Below are 17,952 nucleotides of genomic sequence, written 5' to 3'. Positions count from 1 at the left end.
GGCCTGACGCTTCTGAATCGGATCATTCGCTGGCGCGAATGCATGTTCTTAGCGGCTGACGCCGCACCAGCCTCTGGGGGTCGAGGCGCAGAGCCCTCGGTGCCCACCCTCGCTGCTCAGACAACGCTCTGCGTTCGAAAGGGAGAGCCGCTACGCGGCTGGTTTGTCTATTGGCCTACGGCCGCGAACCGGTGGCTGGGCGGGGGTTTTCGACACGACATTCCCTGTCGTGGCGAAAACGGCGGGCCATCCATGGCCCACCCCCTGCGGGCCTGATCCTTCCAGCCCCCTCGCTCCACTAAACTCGCCTCGAGGGTGGGCACCGAGGGCTCTCTTCATCGGTGAGGTGTCGTGGCGGAGGGCCGAAGCGGAAGGCCGAGGCGTACGGTTGATAGCTGCGGTGCTGGAAACAGTCGCCCCAAAGAAGATGTGAATGGGTTCTGCAACGGCCACTGTCTGGGTCGGGGGGATGAAGCTCGCGCGTTCTGCCGCTGAGACGACCAGTGGCTCGGGTTCGCGAGTCAGGTCCATCTCGTAGCCGATGGTGTAGATGCTGTTGGGCTTGAAGTCGTATTCGGACGCCAGATCGATTTCTTTGGTGAGCACCTCGCCGGGAGCGATGAGCTGGAAGGCCTGCATCTTCAGGCCGCCGAAGTTCACCCAGGAACCCAGGTAGCGCACCTTGTTGCCTTCGGCGTCTGTGACGGTGAATAGCGACCGGGCCAGCCGTCCGCCGGACGGCGGGAACGGCGTGTCCCACTTCATGATGTGAACCGGTGAGTTGCCGGTGTTGGTCACGGTCACGATGACTTTCGCGCCTGGCTCGTCTGGATGGGCGGCTTTCAGCGAGACCTTGATGTGTCCTTCTGCGCTCGCGAGGCTCGGTGCCATGGCGACCAGGGCGAGTACGCAGAGAATCATGTGCCGGAACATTGTTGCTCTTCTAACCATTCGTGTCTCCCCAAAGTCACGCCGAGGTGGCGTGGATCAGGGGAATTTATGGATAGCTGGCGCGCTGGAGAATGAGACCAGTCTGAAAAATACGGAAATCATGTCAGACGTTTCGCAGAGGGGTTCGAGACACTGAACTTCGGCGAGGGATAGAGCCCATATGTTCAGTTGTTCAGATAGTTACATTCTGGCTGCCCGAATGGCGCATCGATAGCCAGCGCGCATACCTGTTGCCGATATGAGTGTCGGCGTAGGTTGGTTATGCGGGGGTGCTGGAACGAGGACGTGTCATGAGCGAGAGCGAGAAGACGGGAACCGTGAAGTGGTTTAACGATGCGAAGGGATTTGGCTTCATCACTCAGGACGAGGGTGGGCCTGACGTTTTCGTTCACTTCAGGTCCATCCAGGGGAATGGATTCAAGACGCTTCAGGAGGGGCAGAAGGTGGCGTACGAGGTGACACAGGGTCAGAAAGGACCTCAGGCTGACAACGTGAGGGCCCTCTGAGGGCGGATCGTTTCGCAACGCTGGAGGATGGAGCCATGCATCCACGGGACGGGGACGGGTGGCCGGAGGGGGAGATGTTGCCGGCGCGAATGATGCGGCGATTTGCGCGTGAGGCGAAGATCGAATCGGCCGAGCGCCGGGTCATGCCGGCGGATGCGCTTTTGCTGCGGCCGGAGCAGCGGGTGGAGTTTGATGTGTGTCGGTCGCCGGAGGGGATCCTCTATGCGACGAATGTTCGGCTTATCGGTGGTGCGGACACGGAGGTGAAACGCGGCTGATGCCGCGCTTCCCTGTGCTGCCTGATCAGTCGCGGAAGTTTTCGAACTGCAGCGGCAGTTCGAAGTCGGTTTTGCGGAGCAGGGCGATGGCGTCCTGGAGGTCGTCGCGCTTTTTGCCGGTGACTTTCACTTTCTCGCCGTTGATCTGGGATTCGACCTTGAGCTTGGCTTCCTTGATCTTGGCGATGATCTTCTTCGCGACGGGCTGTTCGATGCCCTGCTTCACGGTGACCTTGCGGCGGGCTTCGGCGAGATTGGATTCGATCTTGCCGACGTCGAGAGCGCGCAGGTCGATCTGGCGGGCGGCGAGGCGGGCGCGCAGGATGTCGTGCATCTGCTCGATCTGGAAGTCGCTCGGTGCCTTCTCCGTGATGACGTTATCTTCCAGCTCGAAGGTGGCGCCGGTGCCCTTCAGGTCGAACCGCGTGGATACCTCGCGGACAGCCTGGTTCACGGCGTTGGCCAGTTCGTGCTTGTCGACTTCCGAAACGATGTCAAAGGAAGGCATGGGGCGGGTCCTCGGGTTAAGTGTGACAGCCGACAATTCTACGCGACGGCAGTACCATATGCGTTTGCACGCGCAGGCAGGCCCCCACCCATGGAATACGATGCCATTGTCATCGGTGCAGGCGCCGCGGGCCTGATGACAGCCATCGTCGCTGGCCAGCGCGGCCGGCGGGTACTGGTGGTGGATCACGCCAACAAGGCGGGCAAGAAGATCCTGATGTCTGGCGGCGGCCGGTGCAACTTCACCAATACGAACACCACCCCGGCCAACTTCCTCTCCGCCAATCCGCATTTCTGCAAATCGGCCCTGGCCCGGTATACGCCCTGGCACTTCATCGACATGGTCGAGAAGCACCGGATCAAGTACCACGAGAAAAGCCCCGGCCAGCTGTTCTGCGATGAGTCCTCCAAGCTGATCGTCCGCATGCTGCTGGACGAATGCGCGGCGGCTGGCGTCCAGGTGGAGCTGAACACCCCGGTGCGGCGGATCAAGGCGGGCGAGGGCGGTTTCGGCTGCGACACGCCGCTGGGCCACGTGCGGGCGCCGGCCCTGGTGGTCGCCACCGGTGGCCTTTCGATCCCCAGCCTCGGTGCCAGCGGGTTTGGCTATGACGTGGCGAAACAGTTTGGCCACCAGGTGCTGCCGGTGCGTGCCGGGCTGGTGCCGCTGACCCTCAGCGGCAAGCACCAGGAGCGCTATGACGGGCTGGCGGGCGTGGCGCTACCCATCGCGGCCAGCGCGGGCGACGCCTCGTTCCGCGACGCCATGCTGTTCACCCATCGCGGGATCAGCGGGCCGGCCATCCTGCAGATCTCGTCTTACTGGGAGCCCGGCGTGGACCTGCGCCTTGACCTGCTGCCGGGCGTGGATGCCTACGAGGCGCTGGTCGCCGGGCGCAACGAGCGTCCCGCCGCGGAATTCCGCACGGTGTTGTCGGGCCTGCTGCCGCGCCGCCTGGCCGAGCGCCTGTGCGAGGTGTGGCTGCCGAGCAAGCCGATGCGCCAGTACCGTGACGCGGAGTTGAAGGACATCGCGGCAAAGTTACAGGACTGGCCGCTCGTGGCCAGCGGCACCGAGGGCTACCGGACGGCCGAGGTGACCCTCGGCGGCGTCGATACCGACGAGGTGTCGTCGTCCACCCTCATGTCCAAGCGTCAGCCCGGGCTGTATTTCGTCGGCGAAGTGCTGGACGTCACCGGCCACCTGGGCGGCTACAACTTCCAATGGGCCTGGGCGTCGGGACATGCCGCCGGCCAGGCCCTCTGACAGGAGCATCCGTTATGCGTATCGGTTTTATCGGTCTGGGCAGCATGGGCGCGGGCATGGCCGCGAACCTCATCAAGGGCGGCCACGAGGTGGTGGTGTGGAACCGCACGGCCTCCGTGGCGAAGCCGCTGGAAGCGCTGGGTGCGACGGTGGCCGCCACGGCGGCGGAGGCGGCGAAGGGCGCGGATGTAGTCCACAACATGCTCGCCAACGACGCGGCGGTGCGCGAGGTCATCCTCGGCAGCGTGCTGGAGGCGCTGCCCAGGGGCGCGATCCACGTGAACCACGCGACCATCTCGGTGGCGCTGGCGGAAGACCTGGCCTCGACCCACGAGGCCAGGGGCATCGGCTTCGTCTCGGCGCCGGTGTTCGGCCGCCCCGAGGTCGCGGCGGCGGGCAACCTCAACATGGTGGTATCGGGCAAGCCGGAGGCCGTGGCGAAGGTGCAGCCGCTGCTGGAGCTGCTGGCCGCGAAGGTCTGGCCGATGGGCGACGACCCGGTGCGTGCCGTCATCGTCAAGATCGGCGGCAACTTCCTGATTGGCGCGGCGATCGAGAGCATGGCGGAGGCGTCCGCGCTGACGCGTGCCCACGGCGTGGAGGCGAAGGACTTCCTCGAGGTGATGCAGAACACCTTGTTCGCCTCGCCGGTCTACAAGATCTACGGCGGCATGATTGCCGAGAATCGCTACGAGCCGGTCGGCTTCAAGCTCAGCCTGGGCTTCAAGGACGTCGGCCTGGCCCGTTCGGCGGCCGACGCCAAGCGGGTGCCGATGCCGGTGGCCAGCGTGTTGCACGACGCCATGCTGGAGTCGCTGGGGCGGGGCGATGCGGACATCGACTGGGCCGGACTGGCCCGGGTGGCGGCTGCCCGGGCCCAGCTGAAGGACTAGGGCCTTACGGCGATTTACGCACGTCTTCACAATCACTACCCCGCCTGATTGGCCACAATCGGGCGGCACGATGTTGTGCGGCTTCCCAGGCGACAGATATGACCGTGAGCTGGAAAACGGTGTACGAGGGCCAGCACGAGGGCCGTGGCGTCACCGTACGCGAGTCCAATGACGGCACCTTCAAGGTGCTGACCAGGCAGAACTTCCACGACGAAGGCATCGCCTACCAGGATGGCCACCGGTTTGTGCACGTCACGCCAGCCAGCGTGGGCGAGCAGGTGGAAAGCGAGGTCAACTCGCGTGACTCCCTCGAAGAAGCGCTGAAGGAACTGCACTTCTCCTCGGATTCGGTCGCCGGCATCCTGAAAGGCGTGGGTTGACGCCCCACCGCGGCGTTCTGCCATGATGGGGGCACGTTCCCCCATCAAGGCGTGCTTCGTCCATGGCAGAAACGACCCCGACCTTCGAGCGCACGGTGCCTCGCATCCTGATGTGCGCCCCTACGTACTTTGAGGTCAGTTACGTCATCAATCCCTGGATGACGGGCCATGTCCACGACACCACCGCCGAACGTTCCCACCGCCAGTGGGATGCGCTGCGCGAAACCGTCCAGCGCCATGCGGACGTGGTGATCCAGCCACCGGCCGAAGGCCAGCCGGACATGGTCTTCGCGGCCAACGCCGGCCTCGTTTTCGGCAACACCTTCGTCCCCAGTCGCTTCCGCTATGACGAGCGCAAGGGCGAGGAACCCCACAACCGCGCGTGGTTTACCCATCACGGGTTCGACATCGCGGACCTGCCCGAGGGCGTCTTCTTCGAAGGCGCGGGCGATGGCCTGTTCGATCGCGGCACCAGCCGCCGCCTGTGGATGGGCCACGGCCACCGGTCCGACCTCGACGCCGCCCCGGCGCTGGGCCGCCTGCTGGATGTCGACGTCCTGCCACTGAAGCTCGCCGACCCGCGCTTCTACCACCTCGATACCTGTTTCTGTCCGCTCACGGACGGCTACACGCTGTATTTCCCGGGAGCGTTCGACGCGGCCTCGCTCGCCCTGATCGAGCAGCACGTGGCACCGGCCGAGCGCATCATCGTCGACGAACACGACGCGGCGGCGTTTGCCTGCAACGCGGTGAACCTGGGCCGGGTGGTGATCCTCAACCGTGCAAGCGCGGACCTGCGCGCACGGCTGGAGGGGGCGGGCTTCATGGTCATCGAGGTGGCCCTCGATGAGTACATGAAATCCGGCGGCGCAGCGAAATGCCTGACGCTGCGCCTGGATGAAGCCGTAGGCGCGTAGCCGCTTACGCGTCGCGCCAGTCGACCACGCCGTCGATGATGGTGTTGGTGCGGCCACCCACCCAGACGTGCTCGCCCTGGATGCGGATGATGATCCGTGCATCGTGGCCCACTTCGCGGCCCTGGCTGACGACATAACCCGTCGCCAGCGGGCCGTTGGCCTCGTGGGTGGCGATGTACGCGGCGATCAGGCCATTCGCGGCGCCCGATGCCGGGTCTTCCACGATGCCGACGCCGGCCGGAAACGCGCGGACGGCCAGGCCTTCCGGGGTGCGCGCGAAGATGCACATGCCGAGGGTGTCTGTGGCCAAGGCCAGGGCGCGGATGGCCGCGTGGTCCGGGCGCCAGGCGCGCAGCGTGGCTTCATCGGCAAACTCCGTGACCCACCAGCGGCGGCCACCTTCCACGCAGGCGGGCTTGAGCGCACCCAGCTTCACGCCATAGAGGACGCCGGAGAGGCATTCGCCACCGCGCGACGCATCGCCGACGACACGGGCCTTCGGCGACTGCACGAACAGCTCGCGCGCCACGCCCGTGCCTTCCACGAGGATGGGCAGCACGCCCGCCCCGCATTCCTGCCAGACCACGCCGGCGGCATCCGGGGTGATGAGGCCCGCATCCAGGGCGGCGTGCGCGCTGCCGATGGTGGGATGGCCGGCGAAGGGGATTTCCTTGCTCGGGGTGAAGATCCGTGCGCGGTAATCCGCGCCTTCGGCCCGGGCGGGAAGCAGGAAGGTGGTCTCGACCAGGTTGGTCCAGTGGGCGAAGCGCTGCATGCGCTCGTCGGACCAGCCCTGCGCGTCGATCACCACGCCAAGGGGGTTGCCACCGCCGTGGCGGGCGGCGAAGACGTCGAGCTGCTTGTATCGAATAGGGGACATCGGTGGGGGCAGGCGAGGGGGGAAGTCGTGAATGATAGCCCCCATCAGGCGGGGCGCGGGGTTCCCAAGGCGCCGTGATGCCGCCAAGATGCGCGTTGGTTCGCCGTTTACTGGACGCAATACCCGCGCATGATCACTACGATCCTCATCATCCTCGTGACCTGTGTGGTCTCGTTCATCGCCCTGCAGAACCGTCGTCTCATGGACGACCTGGTGCTCTGGCCCCCCGCGATCACCCGCAGCCGCGAGTACTACCGGCTGGTCAGCTATGGCCTGGTGCACGCGGACTTCGGCCACCTGTTCTTCAACATGCTCACCCTGTTCTTCTTCGGCCGGGTGATGGAGACGCTGTACACCGTCTCGATGGGCCCCCTGGGCTTCGTCACCTTCTACATCGGCGCGCTGCTCTGCTCGATCCTGCCCACCTACATCAAGAACCGTAAGAACGCCGGCTACACCAGCCTGGGCGCATCGGGGGCGGTCTCGGCCGTGCTGTTCGCGTATGTCCTGCTGGCGCCGTGGTCGAAAATCCTGGTGTTTATCATCCCGATGCCGGCCATTCTTTACGCCATTCTTTTCGTGGTCTATTCCATCTACATGGACCGTCGCGGCGGCGATAACGTGAACCACGGCGCGCACCTGTGGGGCGCTGCCTACGGTGTGATTTTCACCATCGTCCTGCGCCCCGATATCGTGCCGCACTTCCTCAATGTGATCTCACAGCCCGGCGCTTTCTGATTCGGAACTGAACTTTTCCTACAAATTGATGTGACTTCCGCCGACAGCTGTTAGATCATGCGGCTTACCGGATCCCAACTGATCGACGTCGATCATCCGGCATGCACGCGGGTTTCCCCGGTGGGGGGCGGTTCGCGTCGGCTTACCCCGCAGGAGGAATGAGCGCATGGCAACGACCCGTAAGTCTGCCGCGAAGAAGTCCACGGCGAAGAAATCCGCCGCGAAGAAGTCTGCCGTAAAGAAAGCCGTCGTAAAGAAAGCTGCCGCGCCGAAGAAGGCAGCGGTGAAGAAGGCAGCGCCGAAGAAGGCCGCTGCCAGGAAGGCCGCTCCGAAGAAGGCCGCCGTAAAGAAGGCCGCGCCGAAGAAAGCCGCCGTGAAGAAAGCTGCGCCAAAGAAGGCCGCCGCGAAGAAAACCGCGCGCAAGGTCGCCCGTCCGGCGGCGAAGAAAGCCGTAAAGAAGGCGCCGGCCCGCAAGGTCGCCGCGAAGAAGGCCGCGCCGCGCAAGGCCGCCGCCAAACCCGTGGTAGCGAAGAAGGCCAGCGCGAAGAAGGCACCGGCGAAGAAGACCGTCGCCCGGAAGCCGGTTGCGAAGAAGGCCGCCCCGACGAAGGCAGCGCCGAAGAAGACGGTAGCGAAGAAGGCCAGCACCACGAAGGTCGTGGCACGCAAGGCCGCGGCACCGAAGGCCGCGCCGAAGAAGGTCGTCGCAAAGAAAGCCAGCGCGCCGACGGCACCGGTCACGAAGGCGCCGCGCACCGCGCCGCGTCCGCGTCCGGCACCGAAGCCCGCCGCACCGGCCGACGAGCCGATCCAGCACATCACCCAGGAAGAAGCGGTAGCGCACATCCAGGCGCTGCTCGATGCCAAGAAGGAACGCGATCGCCAGCCGCCGTCGTGGCCGTCGGGCGATCGTAATGGCAATCCGGGGGCCCAGGCCGGCAACGAGACGGACGCCCCCAAGGTGCCGTCGCCGGAAGCCAGCTACGCCAACGCCTCGCACGAGCGCGGTGACCAGCAGAAGAACAAGGGCTGATCCACCGCCTGAACGAAGAGGAAGGGTCGCTTTCGCGGCCCTTTCTTTTTTTAGCGCGCGTTCAACCAACCCGGCGCAGTGTGGGAATCACTCACCTATGAGGCTCGTCATGCGCCGATGGTCGTTGTCCCTGCTGGCCCTGCCGGCCTGCCTTGCGCTCTCCGGGTGTTACTACGACCCGGGCTACGGTTACGTGCGCAATAGCAGCGGAGGCGATGCGTATTACGGCACGCAGACGACCACCACGGTGGTCGGGGGCGATGTCGGTTACTACGACTATCCGGCTTACGGATACGGCGGCTACGGCGCCGGGTGCTGCTATGGCGGCACGACGGTGCTGTATCGCGGCGGTGGTTACGATCGTCGCTACTACGACCGCCGCCGCTACGACGATCGCCGTTATGGCGATCGCGGCCACGACGGTGATCACGGCCACGATGGCGATCACGACGGTCACGGCCGTCCGCCGCCGCCCGGCGGGTGGAACAACAACCGTCCGCCGCCGCGTCCTGGTTTCGACGGCGACGGGCACGGCCGGCCGCCGCCGGGTGGCTGGGGTTCGCGCGGTGATGACCATGGCTCCCCGCAGGGTCGGCCGAATCCGCCGCCGGGAGGCTGGCGTGGCTACAACCGTTCCCCCACGAGTAACGGCGGCGCGATCCAGCGGCCCTCGCAGGGGCAGGGTGGCGGTAACCGTGACCGTGGCCGTTCGCGGAACCAGACGGACTAATCCGACAGCTTAGGCTGACGCCTCGCCGCGGCGCGCGCTGACACGTCGCGTCGGGCCATTGCCTGAGGGTGGCGACCTACGCTGGCGAACCTTCTCGCCAGCGTCGTCGTTGTGGCCTTCCGCGCGCCTCCTTTCACTCTTTGCACGTTTGCCCTGGCCGCACTGGCGGGCTGTGCGCTCGTGCAGGCGTTCCCGTCGCTTCCGTCGTGGCCGGTGCTGGGGGCGGTTGCCCTTGGTGCGTCGCTATGCCTCCTCATGCGCCGTTGGCCGGGCCTGCGCCTGCCGTGCGTCCTGCTTCTGTTCGCATGCTGGGCCGCCGCACATGCCATCCACCGCATGGAAGCGAGGCTGCCGCGCGCGTGGGAAGGCAAGGATCTCGTCCTTACCGGGCGCATCGTCGACCTGCCGCGGCGCAGGGGCGCGGACATCGCGTTCGTGTTCCAGCCGCTGCCGCGCGCCGGTGAACCGTCCATCGGTGGTCCGCTGCGGCTCACGTGGTTTCGCGCGCCGGAGCCGCTGCTGGCCTGCGAATCGTGGCGCCTGGTCGTTCGCCTGCGGCGCCCGCGCGGCGTGGTGAATCCGGGCGGCAACGATGCCGAGCGCGCCGCGTTGATGAAGGGGATCGCCGCGACGGGCTACGTCCGCGCATCGCCGACCAACGCGCGCCTGGCGCAAGGTCGTTGCGTGGACGGCTGGCGCGACGCCATCGGCCAGCGCATGGATGCGTTGCTCGGCCCTCGTAGCGCGCGCGTGCTGAAAGCGCTGGCGGTCGGCGATACACGCGGCCTCGATGCCGCGGACTGGGACGTGGCGCGGGCGACCGGTACCTCGCACCTCATCGCCATCTCGGGTTTTCACGTGGGCGTGGCCGCGGGTGGTGGCGTGCTCGCGGCGCGCGGCCTTTACCTGTTGCTGCCCTGGCTGGCCACGGTGATGCCGCGGCGCGTGGCCCAGGCGCTGCTCGGCATGGGTGTCGCCATGGGCTATGGCCTCCTTGCGGGGATGAGCCTGCCTACCGTGCGTACCTTGCTGATGGTGGCCGTACTCGTGTTGGCGGCCGTGTTGCGCCGGCGTGCGGGCGGTCTTTCCCTGTTGTCCTTTGCCTTGCTGGCGGTGCTGGTGTTCGATCCGCTCGCCGTGCTGTCCGCCGGCTTCTGGCTCTCGTTCGCGGGCGTCGCGTTCCTCATGGCGTGCGTGGCGCCGGCGGGAGACGGGTGGCGAGGGCGAGTCATCGCCATGCTGCGCACGCAGGCGGTGATGAGCGTCGCCTTGTTGCCGGTGTCGTGGTGGCTGTTCGGCAGCGCGTCGTTGCTGTCGTTCGCGGCCAACCTCGTGGCGGCTCCGCTGGTGAGTTTCGCCGTCATCCCGCTCACGCTGGGCGGCTGCGCCAGCCTGCCGTTCGGCCCCGTGGCCTCGCCGCTCCTGCAGGCTGCCGCGGCACTCATGGGCGGGCTGTGGCGCGTCCTCACGCCGATGGCGAGCTGGCCCGGGGCGCAGGTCTCCGTGCCCGATGCGGGCTTGTGTGCGGTCGGGTTGGCCACCGCCGGCGCGGCGTGGGTCTTCGCCCCGCGGGGGATGCCGCTACGTGGGTTCGCATTGTTGTGCTTCATGCCGTTGCTCTGGCCCGCGCGAGAAAGCCTGCCGCATGGGGCGTTTCGTGCATGGGTGCTCGACGTGGGGCAAGGGCTGGCGGTACTCGTGCGCACGCGGTCGCACACGCTGGTCTATGACGCGGGCCCCGACTACGCCGGCGGCCATGACGCGGGCGCGGGCATCGTCTTGCCCGCAGTCACGGCCCTGGGTATCGCGCCGGTCGACACGCTGGTGGTGAGCCATGGCGATAACGATCACGCGGGCGGTGCGGCGTCGGTGCAGCGCCGCTATCCCGGCGCCGTCGTGTGGTCGGGCGAGCCGCGGCGCCTGCGTTTCGATGCCGTGCCCTGCGCGGGCGCCACCCCATGGGCCTGGGATGGCGTCACCTTCCGCTTCGTCGATGTGCCGTTGCCGCCCACCGGGAAGGTGAAGGCCAATGATCGCTCGTGCGTGCTGGCGGTGGAGGGGCCGACCGGTCGCCTGCTGCTCACCGGCGACATTGGCACCGCGGCGGAGGCGCGCATGGCCACGGCCGACCTGGCATCACCGCTGCCGACGGTGACCACCATCGCCCATCACGGCAGCCGGCATGCCTCCACGGCCGGCTGGTTGCGCAAGGTGCATCCGCGACTCGCCATCGCCTCCAGCGGTTGGCGCAACCGCTTCGGTCACCCGCACCCGTCGGTGGTTGATCGGCATGCGGCCGTGGGCGCCGAGGTGTACGACACCGCGCGCAGCGGCGCGGTGCGCGTTGACGTCCCCGCACAGGGTGAGCCGAGCGTCTCCCGTGAGTGGCGCAGGCCCGCGGATCGCTACTGGCGGGAATAGCCCGGTGGGGTGAGGCGAGTGATTTTGTGCTGCACTGCGATTTGACATTGTCGATTTAGAACGATTTAAATGCCCAGTCCATTACTAAGGGGAACAGCGCGTGGCTGAAACGAAGCTGGGTTGGAGCAGGGCGGCACTCGCCCTGGCGATCGCGTCGATCATGGTGCCGGCTGGCGTGCTAGCCGCCACGCCGCCGGGGTTCCACAGCTCGTTTGAAGCCGGCGATCCCGCGCTTTCCTCCGCGCCGTTTGGCGGCCTGGACGTCCAGATTGCCGGCGGCCCGCCGAAGGAAGCGGTGCTCACCGCCAAGGCGGATGTCGGGTTCACCGGCACGCACTCGCTGCACTACGCAGGCACCTCGACCGGCTCGCCGCTTACCGCGCGCTTGTTCGATGCCAGCGTCCCGGTCGTTGATAACACGACACTTTCCTGGCTGGTGTTCCCGCGCTCCAACAAGGGTGACCTGGCCAATCCGGCGAACTACGTCAGCGTCGACGTCGTCTTCGACGATGGCTCGAAGCTCTCGACCAAGGGCGCCGTGGACCAGCACCGCGTGCCTGTCACGGCGAAAGGCCAGGGCGCAGGCCGCGTGCTCTACCCCGACCAGTGGAACTACGTCAGCGTGGATCTGGGCGCCGTGGCCAAGGGCCGCAAGGTCAAGTCCATCGAGCTGAGCGCCGACGCGCCGGCCGGCAAGGCCTTCGAAGGCTGGGTGGACGACATCCGCATCGGCGTGCAGCCGGCCTTCACCAGCACGCACCCCACCGACTACGTCGACACCCGCCGCGGTTCCAACGCCAATCCGAATTTCTCGCGCGGCAATAACTTCCCGGCCGTCGCCACGCCGCACGGCTTCAATTTCTGGACGCCGGTCACCCAGGCGGGCTCGAACTGGCTGTACCAGTACCAGGAAAACAACGGCGACGATAACCGCCCGCGCATCCAGGCATTCAGCCTCTCGCACGAGCCCAGCCCGTGGATGGGTGAGCGCCAGACCTTCCAGGTGATGCCCGCGCAGGTGGAGAGCGGTGCGCCGGCGCTGAAGCGCGAAACGCGCGCGCTGTCGTTCACCCATGACGAAGAGACGGCCCATCCGGATTACTACGGCGTCCACTTCGACAACGGCATCCGCACCGAAATCACCCCGACCGACCATGCGGCCGTGTTCCGCTTCACCTTCACCGGCAAGCGCGCCCAGCTGGTGTTCGACAACCTCAACGACAAGGCGTCGGTGACGCTCGACCCGGCCGGCCGCAGCATCCAGGGCTGGTCCGACGTGAAGAGTGGCCTGTCCACCGGTGCCACGCGCCTGTTCTTCTACGCCGAGTTCGACAAGCCGGTCGCCGAAAGCGGTCGCCTCACCGGCGAGAAGCGTGACGCCGCGTCGGCGTGGTTCGGGTTCGATACGACGAAGAAGGGCGGCAAGCAGGTGACGATGCGCATCGCCACCTCGCTCATCGGCGTCGACCAGGCCAAGGCCAACCTCAGCCAGGAAGTCGCGGCGAACGACACGTTCGACAGCGTGCGCGAGCGGGCCCGCAAGGCCTGGGACGACCGTCTCGGCCGCTTCCAGGTGGAAGGCGCCAGCCGCGACGAGAAGACCATCCTCTACTCCAACCTGTATCGCCTGTTCCTGTATCCGAACAAGGCCTACGAAAACACTGGCACCAAGGACGCGCCGAAGTGGCAGTACGCCAGCCCGTTCTCGGCCGCGACGGGCGAGAACACGGACACGCACACCGGTGCGCGCATCGTGGACGGCAAGCCGTACGTCAATAACGGCCTGTGGGACACCTACCGCACGGCATGGCCGGCCTACACGCTGTTCACCCCGACGGAAGCCGGCGAGATGGTGGACGGCTTCGTGCAGCAGTACCGCGACGGTGGCTGGATCGCACGCTGGACCTCGCCGGGCTACGCCGACCTGATGGTCGGCACCAGCTCCGACGTCGCCTTCGCCGATGCCTGGCTGAAGGGCGTGCGTAACTTCGACGTCGCCAACTTCTACCTCTCGGCCATTCGCAACGCTTCCACGGTCAGCACGGACGTGAAGGGCGCCGGCCGCAAGGGTATCGAGCGCTCGCTGTTCAATGGCTACACCGATGACGGCGTGAAGGAAGGCCTGTCGTGGTCGACCGCCGGTTACATCAACGACTTCGGCATCGCCAATCTCGCCGAGGCGCTGGCCAAGGACAGCGCGCACGGCGGCGGTTACAAGAACTACGCCGATGACGCGGCGTGGTACCGCGCCCGCGCCGTCGGTTACGCCAACCTGTTCGAACCGGAAGTCGGCTTCTTCGTGGCCCGTGACAAGGCCGGCAAGTGGCGCTGGACGGCGAAGGACTTCAGCCCGATCCGCTGGGGTGGCGACTACACCGAAACCAACGCCTGGAACATGACCTTCGATGCGCCGCAGGACGGCGCCGGCCTGGCCGGCCTGTACGGTGGCCGCGAGAAACTCGGTGAAAAGCTCGATGCGTTCTTCAGCGCCCCGGGCAACTACGACGTCGGCGACTACGGCGGCGAGATCCACGAAATGCTGGAAGCGCGCGACGTGCGCATGGGCCAGTACGGCCATTCCAACCAGCCGTCGCACCACATCATCTGGATGTACGACGAGGCCGGCCAGCCGTGGAAGACCCAGGACAAGCAGCGCGATGCCATGTCGCGCCTGTATGTCGGCAGCGAGATCGGCCAGGGCTACCCCGGTGACGAAGACAACGGCGAGATGTCGGCGTGGTGGATCTTCGGCGCCACGGGCTTCTACCCGCTGCGCATGGGTACGCCGGAATACGTCATCGGCGCGCCGTACTTCCCGCACATGACCATCCGCCTCGAAAGCGGCGCGACCATCGACATCCGCGCGCCGGGCGTCAGCGACACCAACCGCTTCGTCCAGTCGCTCAAGGTCAACGGCCAGCCGTGGAACAAGCTGACCCTGCCGCATGAGCTGCTGGCCAAGGGTGCGACGCTGGAGTTCACGATGGGCCCGGCGCCGTCGAACTGGGGCACCGGCGCCGACGCGCTGCCGGCGTCGATCACGGCTGAGGGCGCCAAGCCGGCACCGCTGCACGACGTGATGAAGGCCGCCGACCTCACCCTGGACGGCAAGAAGGCCAGCACGCTGGCCGCGGCCGTGGATAACGACTCGGGTACCGAGCTGGCCCTGCCCACCGGCAAGGCCGTGGTGGTCGACCGTCTCGCCGCGCCGGCGACGGTGTCGATGTACACGATCACCTCCGGCGCCAGCGCCGCGGCGCCGACCGGCTGGAAGCTGGAAGGCTCCGCTGACGGCAAGCGCTGGCAGGTGCTGGACGAGCGCCACGACGAGACCTTCCCTTGGCACCGCCAGACCCGTGGCTTCGCCATCGCCACACCGGGCAGCTACGCGCACTACCGTCTCACGCTGGATGGCAGCGGCCCCACGGCCGTCGCCGAGCTGGAACTGCTGGCGAAGTAATCCTTCGCTGACCGGGGGCAGGGACGCCCCCTACGTTCAGCCAGTGTGAAGGCCGACTCAGTCCCCCGCCCGGGCCCTGCTATCATGCCGCCTTGACTGATTAGTACCCCCGGGGTTCACGTGCTCGAGATTCTTCTTGCCGGCGGCTGGGCGCTCGCGCCCATCCTGATCTGCTCCTTTGCCGCCCTTGCCATCGTGCTGGAACGCTTCTGGGCGCTGCGCCGCGCGGCGGTACTGCCGCCGGGCCTCGGCGCGGAAGTCCGCGAATGGGCGCGCTCGGCCAAGCTGGATGCGTCCCACCTGGCCACGCTGGAGAAGGGCTCGCCGCTGGGCGAACTGTTCGCCGGCGCGCTCGCCGTGCGCGATCGCCCCCGCGACATCATCAAGGAGCGCATCGAGGACACCGGTCGCCATGTGGTCCACCGCATGGAGCGGTACCTGAATACCCTGGGTACCATCGCCCTGATCGGCCCGCTGCTCGGCCTGCTCGGCACGGTCATCGGCCTCATCCGCATGTTCATGAACGTCATGGCCGGCGGCATCGGTGACCCGACCAAGATGGCCGGCGGCATCGGCGAAGCGCTGATCTGCACCGCCTTCGGTCTCATCGTCTCCATTCCCGCTTATGTGCTGCACCGCTACTTCCGTTCGAAGGTGAGCGGCTACGTCGTGCAGATGGAGAAGGAAGCCACCGCGCTGCTCGACGATCTCTCGGCGCGTTCGCCGGCACCGCGTCGTCGCGCCACCGACGTCCAGGCCCCGGCCCAGCAGGTCGGCTGATCCATGCGTATCGGTGCCCGTCGCGAGGACGACTTCGAGATCAACGTGATCTCGCTGATCGACGTCCTGCTTACCCTGCTCATGTTCTTCGTGCTCAGCACCACCTTCGTCGAGCACTCGCGGCTGAAGGTGAACCTGCCCAAGGCCGACGCCGAAGCCCGTGACTCCACGGACAACGCGCTCACCGTCGTGGTCGACCGCGATGGCCATTACTCCGTCGGCAGCGACGAAGTGATGGGCGAAGGCCTCGAGCCGCTGAAGAGCGCGATCGAGCGCGTGGGTGGTGACAACCACGATCGCCTCGTCGTCATCCGTGCCGACGCCATGACCCCGCACCAGAACGTGGTGCGCGCCATGGACGCCCTCGGCCAGGCCGGCTTCACCCGCTTGTCCATCGCCACCACCCCCACCGAGACGGCGGGCGGCAAGTGAGCGACAAGCCCAAGAAAGTGTCGGTCTGGGATGCCCGGACCTGGCAGACGTACAAGCGCTTGCTGAGCTACACCCGGCGCTTCCGCAGCGCCGGTTACATCGCCATCATCGGCATGATCGTCGACCCGATCTGCCTGTCGGTGTTCACCGGCTCGCTGAAGCCGATGATCGACAACCTGTTCGTCGACAAGAACCCGAGCACCATTTTCTGGATGCCCATCTGGATCGTCGGCATCTTCCTGGTGCGCGGCGTCGCGTCCTACGTCACCGATTACGGTATCGCCTACGTCGGCCGTAACGTCGTGCAGGCCATGCGCATCGATGTGTTTGCGGCCTACCTGCGCCTGCCGTCCACGTTCTTCGCGCGTGAGCCCTCCGGCCAGCAGATTTCGCGCATCACCTACACCAGCGAGCAGGTGGCCTCGGCGTCGGCTGACTCGCTGAAGGTGGCGATCACCGAAGGCTTCACGGTCATCGGCATGCTCGCCGTCATGCTTTATTACAGCCCGTACCTGACCATGGCGCTGCTGGTGCTGGTGCCCTGCGTGGTGGTGATCGTCACGATCATCAGCCGCCGCTACCGCAAGATCAGCAAGCGCATCCAGGGCAACATGGGTACGGTCACCAGTGCCGTGGAAGAAGCCGTCGCGGCGAATCGCGAAGTGCGCATCTACGGTGGCCAGCAGCGTGAAGCCGAGCGCTTCGGTGAAGTGGCCGAGCGCCAGCGCCACCTGAACCTCAAGGTCTCCGCCACCAGTGCCGCCTCCAGCGCGACGATCCAGACCGTGGGCGCCATGGCACTGGCGATGCTGGTCTTCCTCGCCACGCGGCCGGCCATCCTCAACACCATTTCCCCCGGTATCTTCACCGCCGTGCTTACGGCCATGGGCGCGATGATGCCCTCGCTAAAGCGCCTGGCCGGCATCCAGGCCAGCCTGCAGAAGGGCGTCACGGCGGCCGAAGACCTGTTCGAGATCATGGACCAGCCGCCGGAAATCGATACCGGCACGGATGTCCTCGAGCGCACGAAGGGCGATATCCGCTTCGAAGACATCCACCTGGTGTACGAGCGCAACGACCACGTCGCGCTGCGCGGTGTCACGCTGGCCTGCGCGCCCGGCACCGTCACCGCGCTGGTCGGCCGCTCCGGTAGCGGCAAGTCCAGCCTGGTCAGCCTGCTGCCGCGCTTCTACCAGCCGACCAGCGGCCACATCCTGATCGATGGCCGCGACTACACGCAGTACACGCTGCCGTCGCTGCGCAAGCAGATCGCCTGGGTGGGCCAGCACGTGGTGCTGTTCGACGACACCGTGGCCGCGAACATCGCCTACGGCGAAATGGCGGGCGCCTCCGAGGCGGAGATCGTCGCGGCGGCCCAGGCCGCCAATGCGATGGAGTTCATCGAGCGCCTGCCGGAAGGCCTGAACACGCGGATCGGGCAGGGCGGCAATTCGCTGTCCGGCGGCCAGCGCCAGCGCCTCGCGATCGCCCGCGCGATCCTGAAGAACGCGCCGATCCTGGTGCTGGACGAAGCCACCAGCGCGCTCGATACCGAATCCGAACGCCTGATCCAGGACGCGCTGACCCGCCTCATGCGCGACCGCACCACGCTGGTCATCGCCCACCGCCTGTCCACCATCGAGCACGCCGACCAGATCGCGGTGCTTGACCAGGGCAGGGTAGTGGAGCTCGGTACGCATCGTGAACTGCTCGATATGGGTGGCCAGTACGCGGCCCTGCATCGCATGCAGTTCCACGAGCAGGTCACGGCGAGCTAAG

General features: G+C 66.6%; 17 protein-coding genes. 14 read left to right on the top strand and 3 right to left on the bottom strand.

The genetic code is table 11. The features are described from left to right. Positions 1–150 precede the first annotated feature (150 nt). Positions 151–921 (bottom strand): hypothetical protein, encoded by a 771-nt coding sequence (locus tag FIV34_RS12570; RefSeq protein ID WP_139983258.1) that lies wholly within the window; start codon positions 919–921, stop codon positions 151–153. 320 nt (positions 922–1,241) lie between these two features. Between FIV34_RS12570 and cspE the strand changes: the two genes are divergently transcribed. Beyond that, positions 1,242–1,457, top strand: a complete 216-nt coding sequence (gene cspE, locus FIV34_RS12565; protein WP_139983256.1) for a transcription antiterminator/RNA stability regulator CspE — start codon at positions 1,242–1,244, stop codon at positions 1,455–1,457. 74 nt (positions 1,458–1,531) lie between these two features. Continuing rightward, entirely contained in the window at positions 1,532–1,735 is a 204-nt protein-coding gene (locus FIV34_RS12560; RefSeq protein ID WP_139983254.1) for a hypothetical protein, read from the top strand. Positions 1,736–1,760: 25 nt separating this feature from the next. Here the strand turns inward: FIV34_RS12560 and FIV34_RS12555 are convergent, their stop codons facing one another. After that, positions 1,761–2,243 (bottom strand): YajQ family cyclic di-GMP-binding protein, encoded by a 483-nt coding sequence (locus FIV34_RS12555; protein ID WP_139983252.1) that lies wholly within the window; start codon positions 2,241–2,243, stop codon positions 1,761–1,763. A 90-nt stretch (positions 2,244–2,333) separates the two neighbouring features. On the opposite strand from FIV34_RS12555, the gene FIV34_RS12550 reads away from it, so the two are divergent. The 4 genes from FIV34_RS12550 to FIV34_RS12535 all read left to right on the top strand — a co-directional run bounded on the left by FIV34_RS12550 (position 2,334) and on the right by FIV34_RS12535 (position 5,699). Then, entirely contained in the window at positions 2,334–3,509 is a 1,176-nt protein-coding gene (locus FIV34_RS12550) for a BaiN/RdsA family NAD(P)/FAD-dependent oxidoreductase (protein ID WP_139983250.1), read from the top strand. A 14-nt stretch (positions 3,510–3,523) separates the two neighbouring features. Continuing rightward, entirely contained in the window at positions 3,524–4,402 is an 879-nt protein-coding gene (locus FIV34_RS12545) for an NAD(P)-dependent oxidoreductase (protein ID WP_139983248.1), read from the top strand. A gap of 104 nt (positions 4,403–4,506) precedes the next feature. Next, positions 4,507–4,782: a hypothetical protein gene (locus FIV34_RS12540; protein WP_139983246.1), complete on the top strand. Its 276-nt coding sequence runs from the start codon at positions 4,507–4,509 to the stop codon at positions 4,780–4,782. A 62-nt stretch (positions 4,783–4,844) separates the two neighbouring features. Continuing rightward, the gene (locus FIV34_RS12535) at positions 4,845–5,699 is read left to right on the top strand and encodes a dimethylarginine dimethylaminohydrolase family protein (protein WP_139983244.1); all 855 of its coding nucleotides are present in this window, start codon (positions 4,845–4,847) and stop codon (positions 5,697–5,699) included. Between the two features lie 4 nt (positions 5,700–5,703). On the opposite strand, the gene FIV34_RS12530 is transcribed toward FIV34_RS12535, so the two are convergent. Continuing rightward, positions 5,704–6,579 carry a PhzF family phenazine biosynthesis protein gene (locus FIV34_RS12530; protein WP_139983242.1) on the bottom strand — a complete coding sequence of 292 codons (876 nt, stop codon included), beginning with the start codon at positions 6,577–6,579 and terminating at the stop codon, positions 5,704–5,706. Positions 6,580–6,708: 129 nt separating this feature from the next. Here FIV34_RS12530 and FIV34_RS12525 point away from each other — a divergent pair, with 129 nt between their 5' ends. From FIV34_RS12525 to msbA, 8 genes are all read left to right on the top strand, one after another. After that, complete coding sequence (locus FIV34_RS12525; RefSeq protein WP_139983240.1) at positions 6,709–7,317, top strand: rhomboid family intramembrane serine protease; 609 nt, start codon at positions 6,709–6,711, stop codon at positions 7,315–7,317. A gap of 166 nt (positions 7,318–7,483) precedes the next feature. Continuing rightward, positions 7,484–8,350, top strand: coding sequence for a histone H1-like repetitive region-containing protein (locus FIV34_RS12520; RefSeq protein ID WP_139983238.1), 867 nt, complete (start codon positions 7,484–7,486; stop codon positions 8,348–8,350). Between the two features lie 109 nt (positions 8,351–8,459). After that, positions 8,460–9,080 (top strand): hypothetical protein, encoded by a 621-nt coding sequence (locus tag FIV34_RS12515; protein ID WP_139983236.1) that lies wholly within the window; start codon positions 8,460–8,462, stop codon positions 9,078–9,080. 255 nt (positions 9,081–9,335) lie between these two features. Next, a complete protein-coding gene (locus tag FIV34_RS12510) occupies positions 9,336–11,501 on the top strand; it encodes a DNA internalization-related competence protein ComEC/Rec2 (RefSeq protein WP_342777355.1) in 2,166 nt (721 codons plus the stop codon). A gap of 160 nt (positions 11,502–11,661) precedes the next feature. Next, positions 11,662–14,961, top strand: coding sequence for a GH92 family glycosyl hydrolase (locus FIV34_RS12505; protein ID WP_139985917.1), 3,300 nt, complete (start codon positions 11,662–11,664; stop codon positions 14,959–14,961). A 120-nt stretch (positions 14,962–15,081) separates the two neighbouring features. Beyond that, a complete protein-coding gene (locus tag FIV34_RS12500; RefSeq protein WP_139983234.1) occupies positions 15,082–15,741 on the top strand; it encodes a MotA/TolQ/ExbB proton channel family protein in 660 nt (219 codons plus the stop codon). Positions 15,742–15,744: 3 nt separating this feature from the next. After that, positions 15,745–16,173, top strand: a complete 429-nt coding sequence (locus FIV34_RS12495) for an ExbD/TolR family protein (RefSeq protein ID WP_139983232.1) — start codon at positions 15,745–15,747, stop codon at positions 16,171–16,173. Then, complete coding sequence (gene msbA / locus FIV34_RS12490; RefSeq protein WP_139983230.1) at positions 16,170–17,951, top strand: lipid A export permease/ATP-binding protein MsbA; 1,782 nt, start codon at positions 16,170–16,172, stop codon at positions 17,949–17,951. Before FIV34_RS12495 ends, msbA begins: the two co-directional genes overlap by 4 nt. Position 17,952: the final 1 nt, after the last annotated feature.

Origin of the sequence: Luteibacter pinisoli (assembly GCF_006385595.1) — a bacterium.
Taxonomy (GTDB): Bacteria; Pseudomonadota; Gammaproteobacteria; order Xanthomonadales; family Rhodanobacteraceae; genus Luteibacter; species Luteibacter pinisoli.
Note: the sequence above shows the minus strand (reverse complement) of the source record. Positions and strands in the feature narration are given on the sequence as shown.